General features: G+C 43.7%; 16 protein-coding genes. 7 read left to right on the top strand and 9 right to left on the bottom strand.

From position 1 onward, the window contains the following. Positions 1-75 precede the first annotated feature (75 nt). The 4 genes from bioD to bioB are packed head-to-tail and all read right to left on the bottom strand — an operon-like array spanning position 76 to position 3,746. A complete protein-coding gene (gene bioD, locus AAFM34_RS11060; RefSeq protein WP_341662789.1) occupies positions 76-762 on the bottom strand; it encodes a dethiobiotin synthase in 687 nt (228 codons plus the stop codon). Then, complete coding sequence (gene bioC / locus AAFM34_RS11055) at positions 759-1,562, bottom strand: malonyl-ACP O-methyltransferase BioC (protein WP_341662787.1); 804 nt, start codon at positions 1,560-1,562, stop codon at positions 759-761. Before bioC ends, bioD begins: the two co-directional genes overlap by 4 nt. After that, complete coding sequence (locus AAFM34_RS11050) at positions 1,562-2,707, bottom strand: 8-amino-7-oxononanoate synthase (RefSeq protein ID WP_341662795.1); 1,146 nt, start codon at positions 2,705-2,707, stop codon at positions 1,562-1,564. The genes bioC and AAFM34_RS11050 overlap by 1 nt, the downstream gene beginning before the upstream one ends. Next, the gene (gene bioB, locus AAFM34_RS11045) at positions 2,694-3,746 is read right to left on the bottom strand and encodes a biotin synthase BioB (protein WP_341662785.1); all 1,053 of its coding nucleotides are present in this window, start codon (positions 3,744-3,746) and stop codon (positions 2,694-2,696) included. Before bioB ends, AAFM34_RS11050 begins: the two co-directional genes overlap by 14 nt. A 123-nt stretch (positions 3,747-3,869) precedes the next feature. Here bioB and bioA point away from each other — a divergent pair, with 123 nt between their 5' ends. Beyond that, positions 3,870-5,147, top strand: a complete 1,278-nt coding sequence (gene bioA / locus AAFM34_RS11040) for an adenosylmethionine--8-amino-7-oxononanoate transaminase (protein WP_341662783.1) — start codon at positions 3,870-3,872, stop codon at positions 5,145-5,147. A gap of 71 nt (positions 5,148-5,218) precedes the next feature. On the opposite strand, the gene AAFM34_RS11035 is transcribed toward bioA, so the two are convergent. Together AAFM34_RS11035 and AAFM34_RS11030 are read right to left on the bottom strand one after the other, a co-directional pair. Then, the gene (locus AAFM34_RS11035) at positions 5,219-5,884 is read right to left on the bottom strand and encodes a DUF2057 family protein (RefSeq protein ID WP_341662782.1); all 666 of its coding nucleotides are present in this window, start codon (positions 5,882-5,884) and stop codon (positions 5,219-5,221) included. A 73-nt stretch (positions 5,885-5,957) separates the two neighbouring features. Continuing rightward, positions 5,958-7,094 carry a porin gene (locus AAFM34_RS11030; RefSeq protein WP_341662780.1) on the bottom strand — a complete coding sequence of 379 codons (1,137 nt, stop codon included), beginning with the start codon at positions 7,092-7,094 and terminating at the stop codon, positions 5,958-5,960. Positions 7,095-7,611: 517 nt separating this feature from the next. On the opposite strand from AAFM34_RS11030, the gene dinG reads away from it, so the two are divergent. From dinG to xthA, 6 genes are all read left to right on the top strand, one after another. Next, entirely contained in the window at positions 7,612-9,684 is a 2,073-nt protein-coding gene (dinG, locus tag AAFM34_RS11025; protein WP_341662778.1) for an ATP-dependent DNA helicase DinG, read from the top strand. Between the two features lie 12 nt (positions 9,685-9,696). Then, complete coding sequence (locus tag AAFM34_RS11020; protein ID WP_341662776.1) at positions 9,697-10,476, top strand: TSUP family transporter; 780 nt, start codon at positions 9,697-9,699, stop codon at positions 10,474-10,476. After that, complete coding sequence (locus AAFM34_RS11015) at positions 10,473-11,018, top strand: primosomal replication protein (protein ID WP_341662774.1); 546 nt, start codon at positions 10,473-10,475, stop codon at positions 11,016-11,018. Before AAFM34_RS11020 ends, AAFM34_RS11015 begins: the two co-directional genes overlap by 4 nt. Position 11,019: 1 nt before the next feature. Further along, positions 11,020-11,178, top strand: a complete 159-nt coding sequence (rsmS, locus tag AAFM34_RS11010) for a pleiotropic regulatory protein RsmS (protein ID WP_239171321.1) — start codon at positions 11,020-11,022, stop codon at positions 11,176-11,178. Between the two features lie 20 nt (positions 11,179-11,198). Then, positions 11,199-12,311 carry a cupin domain-containing protein gene (locus AAFM34_RS11005; RefSeq protein WP_341662793.1) on the top strand — a complete coding sequence of 371 codons (1,113 nt, stop codon included), beginning with the start codon at positions 11,199-11,201 and terminating at the stop codon, positions 12,309-12,311. 104 nt (positions 12,312-12,415) lie between these two features. Then, complete coding sequence (gene xthA, locus AAFM34_RS11000; protein ID WP_341662769.1) at positions 12,416-13,222, top strand: exodeoxyribonuclease III; 807 nt, start codon at positions 12,416-12,418, stop codon at positions 13,220-13,222. 93 nt (positions 13,223-13,315) lie between these two features. Here xthA and fabV read toward each other — a convergent pair whose 3' ends face one another. The 3 genes from fabV to AAFM34_RS10985 form a co-directional block, all read right to left on the bottom strand. Next, positions 13,316-14,518, bottom strand: coding sequence for an enoyl-ACP reductase FabV (gene fabV / locus AAFM34_RS10995; RefSeq protein WP_341662767.1), 1,203 nt, complete (start codon positions 14,516-14,518; stop codon positions 13,316-13,318). Between the two features lie 176 nt (positions 14,519-14,694). Then, entirely contained in the window at positions 14,695-16,986 is a 2,292-nt protein-coding gene (locus tag AAFM34_RS10990; RefSeq protein ID WP_341662765.1) for an acyl-CoA dehydrogenase, read from the bottom strand. 57 nt (positions 16,987-17,043) lie between these two features. Next, entirely contained in the window at positions 17,044-17,670 is a 627-nt protein-coding gene (locus AAFM34_RS10985; protein ID WP_341662791.1) for a TetR/AcrR family transcriptional regulator, read from the bottom strand. Positions 17,671-17,714 lie beyond the last annotated feature (44 nt).

Genomic DNA, 17,714 nt, shown 5'->3' with positions numbered 1-17,714 from the left:
ATACCGAATTTAAAAGGAAATGATTAGATGGGGTTTACCGCCAGCTTACTTTTGATCTTTGACAAACTCATTGAGCTATAAAATATCCAAAATCGTAGAAATATCTATATATTGGGCAAGATTTTTCTGTTTGACGCTTGGAATATACGGTATCTCACCCAATTTAGGTGCATCGATTTTATTCTCGAGCATCGCAATGATATCAGCATAATGCTCTGTACCCGGATTTATTCTATTTGCTACCCAGCCAACCACTTTGAGCCCATCAGCTTCTATGGCATCAACCGTTAACATAGCGTGACTTAAACAACCAAGTTTAATACCAACCACCAAAATCACTGGTAGGTTCTCCTGTTGTACCCAGCTAGAAAGACATTCCTCGCCGCTGACAGGTACTCGCCATCCACCTGCACCCTCAACCAACACAAAATCTGCACTTTCCTTATGAGTCGATAGCTTATCACTGAGCACAGAATATTGAATATCAACTCCTTCACGCTGCGCAGCTATGTGTGGCGATGTCGCAAGTTCAAGCGCATAAGGATTAATGTCCTCGTATTGAGCTTCAACAGTCGATGCCTTTTGTAGATACAAGGCATCTGAATTACGAAATCCGAGCTCTGTTTCTTGACTTCCCGCAGCAACGGGTTTGTAACCAATAGTTTTTACTTCTTTTTGCGCAAGCGCATTAAGAATCGCAGTAGAGGCAACGGTTTTACCAACATCAGTATCCGTACCCGCAACAAAAAAAGCATGAGTCATATATGAATTACCCCTAAACAAACCTGATATGTAGCAGGCACCAAGCCTTTATAATTTCGAAATTTTTGATAAGCCTGCTCGACGTTTTGCAACATACTACGACTAGTCAATCCCTGAGACCGTCCATGCACATAGCTAGCACCAATCCCTTTTAAGTCCCGCATTAACGAAAATGCAGAATCGTACCAGACCGTAATAGTAGGCAAGTCTAACTGATGACAGATAGAGCCAGATTGCGCTAACGCAATTTTTATCTTATCTATGCTGCAAAAGTCGTTAACATGTTGATACTTATCTGTCACATTCCACGCTTCTCTCAGTTCATATAAAGAACCATCAAGCAAGGTGGAAAAATATATGCCACCATTGGGCTTTAACACTCTGCGCATTTCACGCAGCGGCTGGGATAAATCACCACACCATTGCAATGCTAAGCTAGAAAACACCAAATCTACCGATTGAGAAGCCAAGGGTAAGGATTCAGCATCTCCAAGCTGATAGTGTATCTTTTCTAACCCGCAGCGCTCTCTTGCTTTGTCCAGCATTTGCTGTGATATATCGCAACAAACCACATTAGCGCCTCGTTCTCTCAATAGGGCGGCAAAGTAGCCAGTGCCACACCCAAGATCCAATACGGTTTTGTCGTTAATATCATTTGGCAATAGCTCAAGTAACCGAGTCCCTACTTCTCTTTGAAAAGCCGCATGAGAATCATAGGTTTCTGCGGCTTTGCCAAACGCCTCGGCAACAGCCGATTTATCTACACATGGCAAGGGATAATCTAAAATCGCCTGTTCCATTACGCTACCTTTTCTATCGCCTGCTCTACTGAATTGGCTAAAGCTCTGATTTGATTGACACTATGATTCGCCGTTAATGTCACTCTCAGGCGAGCAGCGCCTTTAGCAACTGTCGGCGGTCTGATCGCGGTTAGCCACAAGCCAAGATCTGACAAAGTCTTGGCAATGTTTACTGATGCGTCACTATTTCCAATCAAGAGTGGCTTAATCGGTGTTTCGGTTTCAACATAGCCATCAAACATAGAAAAACATTGCTTATACTCACTTTGCAATTCTGCGAGCTTTTCGCGGCGCCACTGCTGAGTGCGAACCATTTCAATGCTATGACTGATAGCATGAGCAAGTGATGGAGGCATAGCGGTTGAGTAGACATGATGTCTGGCAAACTGAGTAAAATAGTCACCTAACTCTTGGTTACACATAACCGCTGCGCCAGATAGACCAAGCGCTTTACCAAAAGTAACCACTAGGATCTCAGGTTTTACATCCGCACTATGACTACTCCCTCTCCCTTCATCACCGAGCACACCAAGGCCATGAGCATCGTCAACCATAAGCCAAGAATTTAGGCGGGTAATAGCATGGATATCAGTCAGCGGGGCTAAGTCGCCGTCCATACTAAAAACCCCTTCAGTCACCACTAAACCACCTGAAATTAACGTTCTTTTAAGGTGTCCAATATCGTTATGACGAAAACGCTTCATCGTCGCGGGGCAATGTATGCCAGCTTCAATCAAAGAGGCATGATTTAGCTTGTCTTGTACGAGCAAATCTCCTTCTTTCATCAGGCTGAACAATACTGCTTGATTGGCTGAAAACCCTGAAGAAAACAAAATCGCGCGTTCAAAACCAAGCCAGTCACAAAGCGAGGCTTCTAAGTCTGCGTGGGCTTTTGAAAAGCCAGTGACCAAAGGCGAAGCACCACTGCCGTTGCCGTATAAATCAATTCCTCGCTGCCACGCTTGCGAAAGGGTTTTATCCGCCGCTAAACCTAGATAATCATTACTTGAAAAATTAATATGGGCCTTTGACTGATAGGACAAACTAGCAGTATTCCCTGCCTCAATCGTACGTATGCTTCTTGAAAGCCCCAAATCTAAACGTTTTTCCAATTGCTTGGAAATGCGAGCATTAAATGGTGGCATCATAAAACAGATCGCCTTTTTCAGGACGTGCGGCCACTCTCTCGACCACGCGATCAAGTAAATCATTCTCCTCTATTTCATCTGGACGCTGTGAGACTTCATGTCGATTGATTCCAAGCTTTTCAAATAGCTGCATATCTTTATCTTCGGAAGGGTTCGGTGTGGTAAGCAGCTTACATCCGTAGAAAATAGAGTTAGCCCCAGCCATAAAACACAGTGCTTGCATTTGCTCATTCATATCTTCTCGACCAGCCGACAGGCGGACAGCTGCATTAGGCATTAAAATGCGCGCGATGGCGATTAAGCGAATAAAATCGAAAGGTTCAACATCATCAACTTCCTCAAGTGGTGTGCCTTTTACTTTAACCAACATATTTATTGGCACACTTTCAGGGTGAGTAGGAAGGTTGGCCAGCTCGACCAATAGCCCTGCACGGTCATTGGCACTCTCGCCCATGCCAATAATGCCCCCAGAGCATATTTTCATTCCGGCATCCCTCACATGGGACAATGTATCTAATCTGTCCTGATAGGTTCGCGTCGTGATAATACTGCCGTAAAACTCTGGAGAGGTATCCAAATTATGGTTGTAGTAATCCAGCCCTGCATCAGCCAGCTCGTTTGCTTGATCTGGTGTCAACATCCCCAAAGTCATACAGGTTTCTAGCCCCATACCTTTTACACCTTTGATCATTTCAGTTAGGTGCGGCATATCGCGTGCTTTAGGGTTTTTCCACGCTGCCCCCATACAAAAACGTGTCGAACCTGCACTTTTGGCTTTCTGCGCGGCATCAAGGACACGTTCAACTTCCATCAAACGCTCCTTTTCGATATCGGTTTGATAGCGCGCACTCTGGGGGCAATATTTGCAATCTTCAGGACAAGCGCCCGTTTTTATCGAAAGCAGTGTACTCACTTGCACATAATTATGTTGTTGGTGCTGGCGATGGACCAATTGCGCTTCAAACAAAAGGTCCATAAATGGCTTGGCCATTAATGCTCTAACTTCTGCAACAGTCCAGTTGTGACGTGCTTCCACATGACTTCCTTATAGTTTGTTGTAATGAATGGCTTGGCTAGTCTAACCACACCATGTACACTGTCAACAACTTTTGAAATCAAAAGTTTACAATTGTTTATTTTTTAATCTATATGGTTTTTTATGGATCTCGACTTTGATCGTCGCCACATTTGGCACCCGTACACTTCAACACTTAACCCTTTAACTTGCTACCCTGTCACTTCAGCTAACGGTGTTTACATTCAGCTCGAAGATGGACGACAACTTGTCGATGGCATGTCATCTTGGTGGGCCGCTATTCATGGCTACAATCACCCGCAGCTTAATCAAGCCGCTCATACACAAATCGATAAAATGTCCCATGTAATGTTTGGCGGCATAACCCATGATCCTGCGATCAATTTGTGTAAAACCCTACTTTCTATGGCTCCCGAAAATCTAGAGCAAGTCTTTTTAGCTGATTCGGGCTCAGTCGCTGTTGAAGTTAGTTTAAAAATGGCGCTTCAGTATTGGCATAGCAAAGGGGAAAAACGCCCTAAGTTTTTGACACTCAGAGATGGTTATCATGGTGACACCTTTGCCGCTATGTCTGTCACCGATCCCGACAACTCTATGCACTGTCTTTATAAAGGGTTCTTACCAGAGCATATTTTTGCTGCATCGCCCAAAACCGGCTTTCACCAAAAATGGGATGAGACTGATCTAGATGACTTCAGGGACAAAATAAGCCAGCATCATCATGAGATTGCTGCTGTTATCCTTGAGCCAATGGTACAAGGAGCGGGAGGGATGCGAATTTATCACCCCAAATTTTTACAGGGTGTTCGCGCCTTATGTGATGAATTGGGTGTGTTGCTTATTCTTGATGAGATCGCAACAGGCTTTGGTCGCACAGGTAAGTTGTTTGCATGTGAGCATGCTGGTATCAAGCCGGACATTATGTGTGTAGGTAAAGCGCTGACAAGCGGCTATATGACGCTCTCTGCAACGCTGACTTCAAAAGAGGTCGCAGATACAGTTTGTTCAGGAGAAGCAGGCTGCTTTATGCACGGTCCTACTTTTATGGCTAATCCGCTGGCCTGCGCCGTCGCGGGAAAAAGCCTTGAACTTTTGCAGCAAGGTGAATGGCAAGCGCAAGTTGAGACAATTGAGGCTAATTTTGCGGCGCAGTTACCTAAGTTGCTTAACTATGACTTGGTCAAAGATGTACGCTGGTTAGGTGCTATTGGCGTTGTGGAAACCAAGCGCCCTGTGAATATGGAAGCCATTCAAGCTTTATTTGTGGAGCAAGGGGTATGGATAAGACCCTTTGGTAAGCTTATCTATATGATGCCACCTTTTATCAGCCAAGCTAAGCATATAAACGCTCTTGTTGATGCGATAGAAACAGCGCTTCAAGATCCAAGTTGTTTTCAGTAAAGCGAACAACCTCTCTTAGTTCAGAGCTTGTTAGCAAAAGGCCCTGTCATAGTGACTGGGCCTTTTTTAAATTAATCTTGTTCAATCATCCAGCGTTTGAAGTTTTTACGCTCTTCATTACTGGCCTTTAAATACCACAGTTTTAACTGCAAAGTGCTCTCGGTTTCTGTCACACCTGCAATGGTAGTGGTTTTGCGCTCACCAGAGGTTACGGCTTCACCTTGCTCTAGCTTGGCAAGCTCCGCTTTAAGCTCGACTACCTTGCCCGAATCAAATACTAGACCGCGTTCTTTATTATAGTTTTCAACTAACAGCGGCACATTGGAATAGGGGAAAACACCTTCAGCTGGCGGCAGCATTTGCTGTGAATCTTCTACCTGCTTACCGTCTATTGTGAACTCAAAAATAGGCTGCTTTTTATTTACGCTGCGATCTATTTTATTAAGCTTATTGGATACAAGCTCAACTTTAAGTGTATTGGCACCTGTAAGATCCAAAGTCACAATATAGGGGCGTGAAGAGTAATACTTACGTTTGTTGTTGTCTTTGAGCTTACCAGCAAACTCAAACACAAGTTGGTTTTCACCTTCTATTAACTCAAAGTTATCACCTTTGACTTTTTTACCATTTAACACTGGCACCGAAATACCACTGGCTAAGTCTAATTCAACCGCTAAAGCGGAATAAGAAACAACGGATGCCAATACAGCAAGCAAAAGAGTGTTGATCGTTTTCAATCTGGTATTCCTTTAAAATAACAAAAGCCAACGCAAAAGCGTTGGCTTAAATAATACCCTAATTAACAAGTAATTAGAATGTATAGTATGTACCTAGTACGAATGTATCAGCATCTAGACCTTTACCGCCATGTGCACCAGTGAAGTCGTTAGATGTTTCAGCCGTTTGGTATTCAGTAAAGATAGTTACGTTGTCTAGTAGTGAGTATTCCACACCTAGCACTAGGTTAGTAACGTCACCTTTCGCGTCAGTATTAGCAGCTCCTGCATTTTGCTGCTCGTCTAGAGACATTACATCGTAAGTTGCGTATAGGCGTGTTTTGTCGATTGTGTACTGAGCTGCTATGCCGTAAGCATCACCATCTGTGTATGCGTAGTTATCTTCAACTTCTTTAGTAATCTCAGTGTCAGTTGTTGAAGTAACTGTGCGTTTTGTCTTATCACCGAAGAGGCCAAAAGAGTTTACACCTTCAAACTGAGAGTATGTCGCTGCAAAAAAGAAACCACCTAGTGTTACAGAAGCAGATACTCCACCCACTTGATAATCAATGTCTTTTGCCGCTTCACCATTTACAAGAGAAGCACCAACAGAGAACATATCGTTGATAGCCCAATCTAGAGAAGCACCGTAAGTGTTGTCAAGATCTTCACTAGCTTCAGTATTAGCATCAGCAACAAATACTAGACCATCTGTTAGCTCAGCTTTAAATACGATACCGTGACCTTCAGACTCGGAACGGTGACCACCAGCAGAGCCAAAGAACTGACCTTCGTTAGTGATATCGCCCTTTTCAATCGCATCTGTAGAAGCTGCTAGATCGCCTACTTCACCGATTGCAACACCCCAAGTGTCAGTTTTTACACCAACGTATAGGTCATCAAATTTTGCATTGTTATCTGTGTCAGCTGAATCAAAACCTGTTTGAGATTCGATTTCAAATGAGGCAAAGCTAGTTAGCGTGTCGCTTACTTTGTGTTCAGCGTCAATTTGGATTTTGCCCCAAACCATAACTGATGGGTCTGTCTCGGTACGAGTTACACCAGCTTTTGAAGAGTCTTTCGCAGACTGTTTCTCGATGTCAGTTGTTGCAACATATGCATCAACTTCACCAGATAGCGATACTTTAGAAGCATCTGTTGAATAAATCTCAGCCGCATTTACGTTCGCTGCCGCTGCTAGAACTGAAAGAGCTACTAGAGTCTTTTTCATAATAATCCACTGCCTTTTCTATAGAATGAAGGTAAACCTTTTGAGGTTTCCTTGATGTTTTTTGATGACAACTCCGAACTCTAACTGGTCAGATGTTGTCGCCATTAAATTGCGGGACTAGATTGCAAAAGAATCATCTCAGTGTCAAATACTATAAATAAAACAGCTAAAAAAAGATAAAGATTATAAAAAACAATCATTTAATTTGATATGCAACCCCTACTAGAGCGCATTTTATACAAAAAAAACAAATTATCATTATTGAGAAAAACCATGAAAATTAAAATTTAAACCTGATAAGTGTTTTATTAGTGTTAATAAATAGAATAAATAACTAGTAAAAAAACACTTATAAAGAGATATCTTTCTTAGTCTCATTACGCTTGCTAAGTTTTTGAAGGTTCAGTTTTTTTTTGTGAAGAAGATCTACAATTTAAACGAAAGCACATTTTTCACCACTCTACTTACCGCTCAAACAAATATGCTACTATCGCCTTTCGCAATCAAAGGCTTCCGTATGACAACAAGCAAAATCCAAAAAACCATCCGTACTAGCTATCAGAATTTACAGTCACAGATGGATAATTTTATCCCTCGCCGAGCTCAAAATTACCTGACGGCAGAAATTACTAAGTCCTTGTGTGGTGAATATCATAAAACGACAAGGATGATCGTCGCTGAAGCGGGAACGGGGATAGGAAAGTCTTTGTCTTACTTAATGGCAAGTATTCCGGTTGCTTTACATAACAATCGCAAGGTCGTCATTTCCACCGCAACGGTTGCACTTCAAGAACAACTGATCAATAAAGACTTACCTTTATACCGCAGGCTAATTGATAGAGAATTTTCATTTATTCTCGCCAAAGGTAGGCAACGTTATTGCTGCGCGGAGAAACTCGCGGCAGCCAGTGGTGTCGATGGTGGGCAAATAGCCATGTTCGATACCAAACCCAGAGCAAAAGATATCGAACAACTGCAGCTCATGTTTCAAAAACTGGCGCAAAACAAATGGGATGGCGACAGAGATTCTTGGCCAAAGCCGATAGATGATTCGATTTGGCAATCGATTGTCAGTGATAAGCACAGCTGTAATCTGAGTATGCCAGCACATAGAAGCTGTCCGTTTCAAAAAGCGCGTGCAGAGCTGGATAAAACCGATGTGATCATCGCCAATCACAGTCTGGTCATGGCAGATGCCGATCTTGGCGGCGGTGTTATCCTCCCTGAGCCAGAAAATACCATTTACGTGTTTGATGAAGCCCATCACCTTCCTCACGTTGCCAGAGATCATGCCTCTGCGGCGGCGAGTTTAAAAGGTGCGGCCGCTTGGCTCGAAAAACTCAATCAATCAGTGACAAAGTTTGCCAATCTTGCTGATGAGAAAAGAGTGGCTCGTTTTCGTAATGAGCTGCAAGCTTCAATCCAAGAGCTTATCCCATCACTCACTCAGCTTGCGAGTCGATTTGATGCAACACAATTTGAAGATGGATGTTACCGCTTTGAACATGGCGAATTTCCAGATTGGTTAGAGCAAGAATCAAAGCAGTTAAAGAGTCTAACGCAAAAAGGCGCACAATCAGTAACCAAAGTGGCAGAGTTGATTGCAGAAAGAGTCAAAGATGGAGAACTTTCCAACCGCCTCGCAGAACCAGCATTAGCTGAACTTGGTTTTTTCATACAGCGTATGGATAACCTAGCACAAGTGTGGAGCTTAATGGCCCAGCCTCTAAGAGAAAAAGGAGCGCCTTTGGCTCGATGGTTAGAATTAGCACCAGAGCGAGAAGGTGATTTTGTGGTAAACGTGTCTCCATTAGAAGTAGGCTGGCAGCTAGATCAACAAATTTGGAGCCGCTGCATTGGCGCGGTGTTGGTTTCAGCAACTTTGCGTGCTTTAAACTCGTTTGGCTTTTTTTGCCGCCAAGCAGGCATCAGTGAAAAACCAGAAGATGGCGTAAAATTCCTTGCTTTAGCCTCACCATTTGATTATCAAAATCAAGCAGAGCTGCTGATCCCTAAAATGCCATGTGAGCCATCAGCTACCCAGTTTACACAAGTATTAGTCGACACCCTACCCGAGCTTATCCAAGAAAATAAAGCCAATTTGGTTCTGTTTTCATCTTATTGGCAAATGAATCAGGTGTTTGATTCCATCGCCCCATTGTTTAAAAAAAGTAACTGGTCAATACAAATGCAAGGTAAAACCTCGCGCTCAGAAATTCTAAATAAACATAAAACCTTAGTTCAATGCCAGAAAACTAGCGTATTATTCGGCACTGGTAGCTTTTCGGAAGGTCTAGACTTACCCGGTGAACTGTTGGAAAACCTAATTATTACTAAGATACCTTTTGCGGTGCCTACTTCTCCTGTTGAACAAGCTCACGCAGAATACATTGAAAGTAAAGGTGGGAATCCTTTCATGCAAATAGCCGTACCAGAAGCGAGTAAAAAATTGATTCAATCTGTCGGTCGATTACTGCGAAAAGAACGCGATTTTGGTAGAGTAGTCATTCTTGATCGACGCTTAGTAACAAAGCGTTACGGACAAGCTCTGATAGATTCACTGCCACCGTTTAAACTTATCATCGAATAATTAAGATATTGTATGGAATTTTTTGAACCGACATTATTGTTGGTACTGGCCTTAATTGCCTTTTTGGCCGGATTTATTGATGCCGTTGCTGGCGGCGGCGGCATGCTTACCGTGCCTGCTCTACTTTCCTTGGGGCTGCCCCCTCATATTGCGCTTGGCACCAATAAGCTGGCAGCAAGTTTTGCTTCTTCAACGGCCGCCTTTACCTATTACAGAAAACGTTTGTTCAAACCAAAATGTTGGAAACGCGCTTTTATCTCCACTCTAATAGGGGCAACCGTAGGGACACTGGTTGTGGATCTTATCAGCACAGAATGGCTAGAGAAAATTCTGCCACTTATTATTTTACTTGCCGCTTTTTATACCATTTGGCACAAAACCCCAGTCAGTATAAGCAATGATATGCCAGAGCCTTGCCCTAAGTTTAATAAAAAGCAGTATCTTCAAGGATTTAGCATTGGTTTCTACGATGGACTGGCTGGTCCGGGAACGGGCGCATTTTGGACCGTAAGCTCCATGGCTTTGTATCACCTTAATATATTGCTGGCTTCTGGTTTATCCAAAGCAATGAACTTTACCAGCAATTTCACCTCTTTGGTGACCTTTGCAATACTTGGTCATATAGACTGGGTTTTGGGGCTAACAATGGGAATATGTTTGATGGCTGGTGCCTTTGTTGGTGCTCATTCAGCCATTCGTTTCGGTGCTAAGTTTATCCGGCCTGTTTTTATTACCGTGGTAAGTGTATTGGCGGTTAAACTCGCTTACGAAGCTTGGTTTATGCCCGTATGACGAGTCTTAGTGCGTTGTCAGATCGGTTGGACCAACTAGAATCTCAAGCAGTCCAACGAGATAAGCAGTATAGTGATTGCCATCGGCCTCTATTTGATCAAGCCTTATTTCACAGTCAGTCTGCTCAGTTGCACCCTTACGTTGAAGAGGCCAAGCAAACATTTGATAAGCTCGCTACCCAATTGAAGTTAGCCCCAAATCATGCTCAAGTGAGTTATTTGTCGGAAAAGCTTATTTGTCAGATCGACGCTCTCAAAAAGGAACTAGATTCATTTGATGTGAGGCAACAAGAACATTGCCAAAGGCCATCACAACAAAATGATCTCAGTCGGCTCTACCAAAATCTTGCTCAGCACCAAACGTGGGAATCACAACTCAAAGCCATAGTTACTCAGTCAGAGCAAATATACAGCCAAGCAACAGGCAAAGATAAAGGGTTTTCTTTTCAAAAACTCGAAGCCGCCCGAAGGCGCTTACAGCGCTGTCAACAAGCTAAACTCAGAATAGAAAAACACATTACCTACAAAGAGCGAAATCAGTAACATGTCATCTCCCGATCTGGAACAGGCACCGGATGAAATCAAACTCGCGGTAGACCTAATTTATCTTATCGAAAGTCACAATATCGACCCCAAAGTAGCACTTGAAGCAATCAAGATCGTGAAATCGGATTTAGAAAGAAAGCTGGAGGACAACCAGTGAGCTATTCATTAAACATCAATATGGAAGACTTCTTGGCCAATTATTGGCATAAGAAACCGACCATTATTAAAGCAGGCTTTTCTAATTTCATTGATCCAATATCGCCTGATGAGCTGGCAGGTTTGTCCATGGAAGACGAGATTGATTCACGTTTTATCAGTCACCAAGAAGGAAATTGGTCTGTCGAACATGGTCCGTTTGATGGTTCTCTATTTGAGAACTTACCACAAACTCATTGGCAATTAGTTGTTCAAGCATGTAACCATTGGCATGCTGGCACAGCAGAACTCGTTCAGCCTTTTAAGGCTTTGCCTCAATGGCTGTTTGATGATTTGATGGTTTGCTACTCGGCTCCGCAAGGTGGTGTTGGTCCCCATATCGACCAGTATGATGTATTCATTGTTCAAGGGAGCGGAAAACGTCATTGGCGCGTTGGAGCCAAAGATGAGGGGCAGTATCAAGAATCTATCCAAGCTGGCGCCCTTCGTCAAATCACTGGATTTGATGCCATTATAGATCAGGTTCTAATGCCAGGAGATATACTTTATATTCCCCCCGGATTCCCTCACGAAGGTGATACGCTTGAGCCAAGCATGAGCTATTCTGTTGGCTTTAGGTCCCCCAAAGAGCGCGAGCTATTAAGCCATTTTGCAGATTATATGATCGCAAATGAGCAGGGTGATAAACATCTTCACAACCCAGAGATGAATCCTCAAACCAAGTATGGCGAAATTCAAACCAGTGATCTGGATAAGATGACGGCCATGCTGCGCAGCGCGCTGCAGTTTGACAGTGATATTCATCATAGTATTGGGGCCCTGCTCAGCCAATCTCGCCATCAGCTTGATATTATCGAACCTGACACACCCGTCACTGCAATTGAAATACAGCATTATTTAAAAGATCTAGGCCTGCTACATAAAGTGTCTGGGCTGAAAGCGCTTTATCTGCAAAATGCTGCTTCTTGCGTTTATATCAATGGCGACACTTACCCCACAGAATCCGAGCACTTAGTGAACCTTTTATGTAACCAAGCCCAAATAAGCTACCAAGATATCCAAGGCAAGCTAGCACAAGCCGATATTGAACTGCTTGTGTCACTAGTCAATGCTGGTTTGTGGTATTTGGACTAGAAACGTTTGAATCAATTATTGAATACAGGTTTTGTTATCTGTAGTAGCATGACAGATTAAGCAGATTCTTTACCGCGCATTACCCTTCTAAGGACTCTAATCAAATGAAAGTCATATCATTTAATATCAATGGCCTAAGAGCCAGACTTCATCAACTTCAAGCAATTATTGACAAACACCAGCCTGATGTCATCGGCCTACAAGAAATCAAAGTTCACGATGAAGCGTTCCCACTGCAAGAAGTCGAAGCCATGGGCTATAAGGTCTATTTTCATGGCCAGAAAGCACATTATGGTGTGGCTATGCTGTGTAAAAAAGAGCCTATTTCTATTCGTAAAGGATTTCCAACCGACAATGACGATCATCAAAAGCGTATGATCATGGCAACGTTAGAGGATGATAATGGCGAAAAGGTCACCATCTTAAACGGCTATTTCCCCCAAGGCGAAAACATAGAGCACGAAACCAAGTTTCCATATAAGCGCCAGTTCTATAGAGACCTAATGACCCACTTAAATGAGTACCACGATAGCAATGAACAGCTGATTGTAATGGGTGATATCAACATTAGTCCGTTAGATACAGACATTGGTATCGGTGAACCAAATAGAAAACGTTGGCTCAAAACGGGCAAATGTTCGTTCCAACCTATTGAAAGAGAGTGGCTACAAACTCTACTAGACTGGGGTTTTGTCGATACATTCCGCAAAATCCATCCTGATACTAACGATCGTTTTTCATGGTTTGATTATCGCTCTAGAGGCTTTGATGACAACCGTGGTCTGCGAATTGACGTGATTTTAGCAACGCCTTCTCTAGCAGAGAAATGTATTGAGTCAGACATAGACTATGAGCTGCGCGGTATAGAAAAGCCTTCTGATCATGCACCAATATGGTCATGCTTTAAGTAGAGCCTTCAGGTCCAGTAAACCCGATATAACAAAAGAGCTGGCACAATCTAGTGTGCCAACTCTTTAATTTTCATAAATTTGTTTTAGAGTCGATTAAATCGCCGTAAAATCCGCTTCAACCATAGGATTAACATCAGCGTCATAATCCACACCCGTTACACCAAAGCCGAATAGTTTTAAGAACTCTTCTTTGTACTCTACGTAATCGGTCAAATCTTTAAGATTTTCGCTGGTAATTTGTGGCCATAGGTCGCGGCAGTGTTGCTGAATGTCATCACGCAGCTCCCAATCATCCAGACGCAGGCGATTCTTATCATCCACCTCAGCAGCGCTACCATCAGCTTTATATAAGCGCTCATTAAACATACGGAAGATCTGTTCCATACACCCTTCGTGTACACCCTCTTGGCGCATTTTCTTAAACACCATAGCGATATACAGTGGCATAACAGGAATTGCTGAACTTGCTTGAGTCACCACAGATTTGAGTACCGCAACATTAGCACTTCCACCAGTCACACCAAGCTTTTCATTTAAGGCTGTTGCAGCTCGATCCAAGTCCATCTTAGCTTTGCCTAAAGCACCGTCCCAGTAGATAGGCCAAGTCAACTCTGTACCGATATAGCTGTATGCAACGGTTTTGCAACCCTCTGCCAGTACACCAGCATCAGACAAGGCATTGATCCAAAGTTCCCAGTCTTCACCACCCATGACTGTCACTGTGTCTTGAATTTCTTGCTCAGTCGCAGGCTCAACGCTTGCTTCGATAATCACATCTTTATTAGTATCGACAGCCGTTGAAGTATAAGTGTCACCAATTGGCTTTAGTGAAGAACGAATCAATTCACCCGTTTCTGGCATTTTACGTACTGGCGATGCCAATGAGTAAACCACCATATCAATCTGACCTAAGTCTTGTTTGATAAGCTCAATTGTTTTTTGCTTCGCTTCATTGGAAAAAGCATCGCCATTAAGGCTTTTTGCATACAAGCCCTCTTCACGAGCTAGCTTCTCAAATGCTGCTGCGTTATAGAAACCAGCCGTACCAGGCTTTTTCTCTGTACCTTCTTTTTCGAAGAAAACACCGATAGTCGAAGCGCCACCACCAAATGCCGCAGCGATACGAGAAGACAGACCGTAACCACTAGATGCACCGACAACTAACACACGTTTTGGAGCATTTGCAATCGGGCCTTGGGCCTTTGTATAAGCGATTTGTTCTTTTACGTTAGCTTCACAGCCCACTGGGTGTGTCGTTGTACAGATAAATCCACGAATTCTAGGTTTGATGATCATATTCAGCTTCCTTTAAAAAACCCCGCTAGGATAAAAGGTTCAGCAATTATTCGCATCTAATTTCTGTAAAAATCTACTCAAAATGCAAGTGGTTGGAGGTCTTTCATCCAAGTTTTAGATTTCGAGCAAAAACAAAGGCACCGCTTGGGTGCCTTAGATAACATGATAGAGATGGGTTAAGCAACACTATCGAGCTTTGCTTTACCCTTCTTAGGCTTGCCGCCCGTCGTTACTTGACTCAAATCATGGCTAAAATCATCCACTTGAATGGCTTTATAGCGCAGTGCTTCTGCGGCCATAATTTGTTCCACTTCATCTTCATTGAACACATCTGCTTCCAGAGCTTGCTCGAGGCGCGCTTTCAGCGGTCCTTTGCGGTCGACTTTACCTTCTTGAGCTGCCCTCACGAGTTTTCTCTCAAGCCCTTTAATGCCGTACATGGCAAGGAAAGCTTCGTCCATCAAGCCAACCGCATCATCTTGCTCTTTGCCCACATAACAAAGGTGCGTAAGTCGGTCGCGGTGTACGCCCGGAGTCATCAAACTTTCAGCCAGTTTCACCGTCAAGTCGTCACTGGGCTTGTTGAAATGATTACCAAGAGGGAATATCAAACCTTTAAGCAACACACCAACCATTTTTTGTGGGTAGTTACTAAACACTTCTGTCAAAGCTTGGGCTGCATTGTGCAAACAGTGCTGAACCGAATAGTGGACATAATCCAAATCTTGTTGCTGGCGTCCTTCGTCCTCATATTTCTTCAGCGCTGCTGAGCCCATATAGAGGTAAGCCAATACATCGCCAAGACGAGCAGAGATCATCTCTTTGCGTTTCAAATCACCGCCCAGAGTTGCCATGGCGATATCTGCACTTACTGCCAGAGCGCGGCTAAGGCGAGTTAAGTCTTTGTAATACACCTGAGTTGGGCCGCTCATGTCGGCTTTAACAAAGTAAGAGCCTGTCAGAGCCGCGCCAAATGCACCAAAAGTATTCTTAGTCGCATGGGCTATGTGCTTAAATAACAAGTCATCAAACTCTTTCGCTCCCTGCTCTTGATCTTGGTTAGCCGCCGCTTCCATTTCCTTAAGAACGAACGGATGACAGCGGGTTGCACCTTGACCAAATATCATTAGGTTACGCGTCAGAATGTTCGCCCCTTCGACAGTAATCGCAACAGGAATACCAAGATAATGAGTAGCAAGGTAGTTCATTGGGCCATCTTGAATCGCGCGCCCAGCATGAATGTCCATTGAGTCATTTAAAATGGTACGAGCCATTTCTGTCATATGGTATTTAGCGATTGCAGTAACGATTCCCGGCTTTTCTTTTAAATCCAGCGATGTGGTAGTCAATGTACGACTGGCTTCTAGGAGATATGTCAATCCACCGATTCGGCCCAGTGCTTCAGCTACCCCTTCGAACTTACCAATTGACATCCCAAATTGCTTACGTACATACGCATAAGCGCCTGTCGTACGTGCAGTTAAGTGACCAATTGCCGTACCTAACGCTGGTAATGAGATACCACGGCCTGCTGACAAACACTCAACCAGCATTCGCCAACCTTTACCTGCGTAGTCTTGGCCACCAATCAGCCATTCCATAGGAATAAAGACATCGTTTCCTCGGGTTGGGCCATTCATAAACGCTAATCCCATAGGATCGTGACGCTCGCCTATTTCGACCCCTTTATGATCGGCAGGGATCAGAGCACAGGTAATACCGAGATCTTTTTTATCGCCAATCAGACCTTCAGGATCGTACATTTTAAATGCAAGACCCAACACAGTAGCGACGGGCGCTAAGGTAATGTAACGCTTGTTCCAATTAAGACGAATACCAAGCACTTTCTTATTCTTGTACCTGCCGTAGCAAACCACGCCTTCGTCAGGAATACCACCAGCATCCGAGCCTGCTTCTGGACCTGTTAGGGCAAAGCACGGAATATCGGTTCCATCAGCTAAGCGTGGCAACCAATAATCCTTTTGCTCTTGAGTACCGTAATGTGATATCAACTCACCAGGCCCCAGAGAGTTAGGAACCATAACCGATACCGCAGTGCTAATACTCCGTGTTGCTATTTTGGTAACAATGGTTGAGTTAGCAAGCGCAGAAAACCCTCGGCCACCATACTCTGTTGAAATAATTAACGAAAAGAATCGCTCTTTACGCAAATATTCCCAAACCTCTTTTGGAAGATCGCGGTCATGCTTAACGATCTTGTGATCGTCTAGCATCGAGAGCAAAGTTTCCAACTCATTATCAACAAAAGATTGCTCTTCAGCGGATAGACTTGGCATGGGGTACTTGTGCAGCTTAGAAAAATCTGGGCGCCCAGAGAACAGCTCACCGTCCCACCAGACACTGCCCGCTTCCATCGCTTCTCGTTCCGTACTAGAAAGAGGTGGCAGTACTTTCTTAAACATTTTAAAAGCGGGGTCGCTGACCCATTTTCTACGTAAAGAGCACATAATAAGTTCCTTTTGTCACGAGTTGGTGGTCCAACTTATAATTGTTGTGTCCAATTCTTAATCAGCCGCTACGCCAGCAGCTAAGTAAGGAATAAGCTGATCGACGATATATTTGGCGTCCATCTGCCTGTCGTAATCATTTTCTGCTATTTCCATCAGAGCTTGACTTGAAGCCATGGTGAAAACACAGGTTCCGAGCGTGAAGTGAAGCCGCCAAAACAAGGTTTCTTGGGTCAGGTTCGGGTTTGCTTTAAGTACCGACTGAGTAAACAAAGACAAAGCTTCTTGGTAACGCGTCGTAATAAACCAACGTAAATGACCTTGAACATCGGTGTACCCTCTGCCAATCAACAACATAAATCGGCTCGTTCCATTTGGCCTTATATCATTGAGAGCACGGAGTGGGCCTCTCAAAGACTCAAAGACGTCTGACATCGAGTAACTTTTATTGAGGTTAAGTGTAATCAACGCATCTTGAACGGCAGGCATGAAGGCTTCGAGGTATCGGTTCAACACCGCACGCACTAAGGTCTTTTTATCGCCAAAATGATAATTGACCGACGCAAGGTTAACGCCGGCCTTGCTCGTGATTGTCCGCAGTGACGTATCATTAAAGCCATGCTCGGCAAACAAGGCTTCAGCGACATCTAGGATTTTGTCTTTGGTCGTCTGTCTCATCGATATTTCAATCGCTCGTATTAAACATCTGTTTGAAATATACAACCGAA

It is taken from the genome of Vibrio sp., from assembly GCF_038138445.1.
In the GTDB taxonomy this organism is placed as follows: Bacteria; Pseudomonadota; Gammaproteobacteria; order Enterobacterales; family Vibrionaceae; genus Vibrio.
The sequence above is the reverse complement of the archived record's forward strand: the minus strand, read 5'-3'. Positions and strand labels throughout refer to the sequence as shown.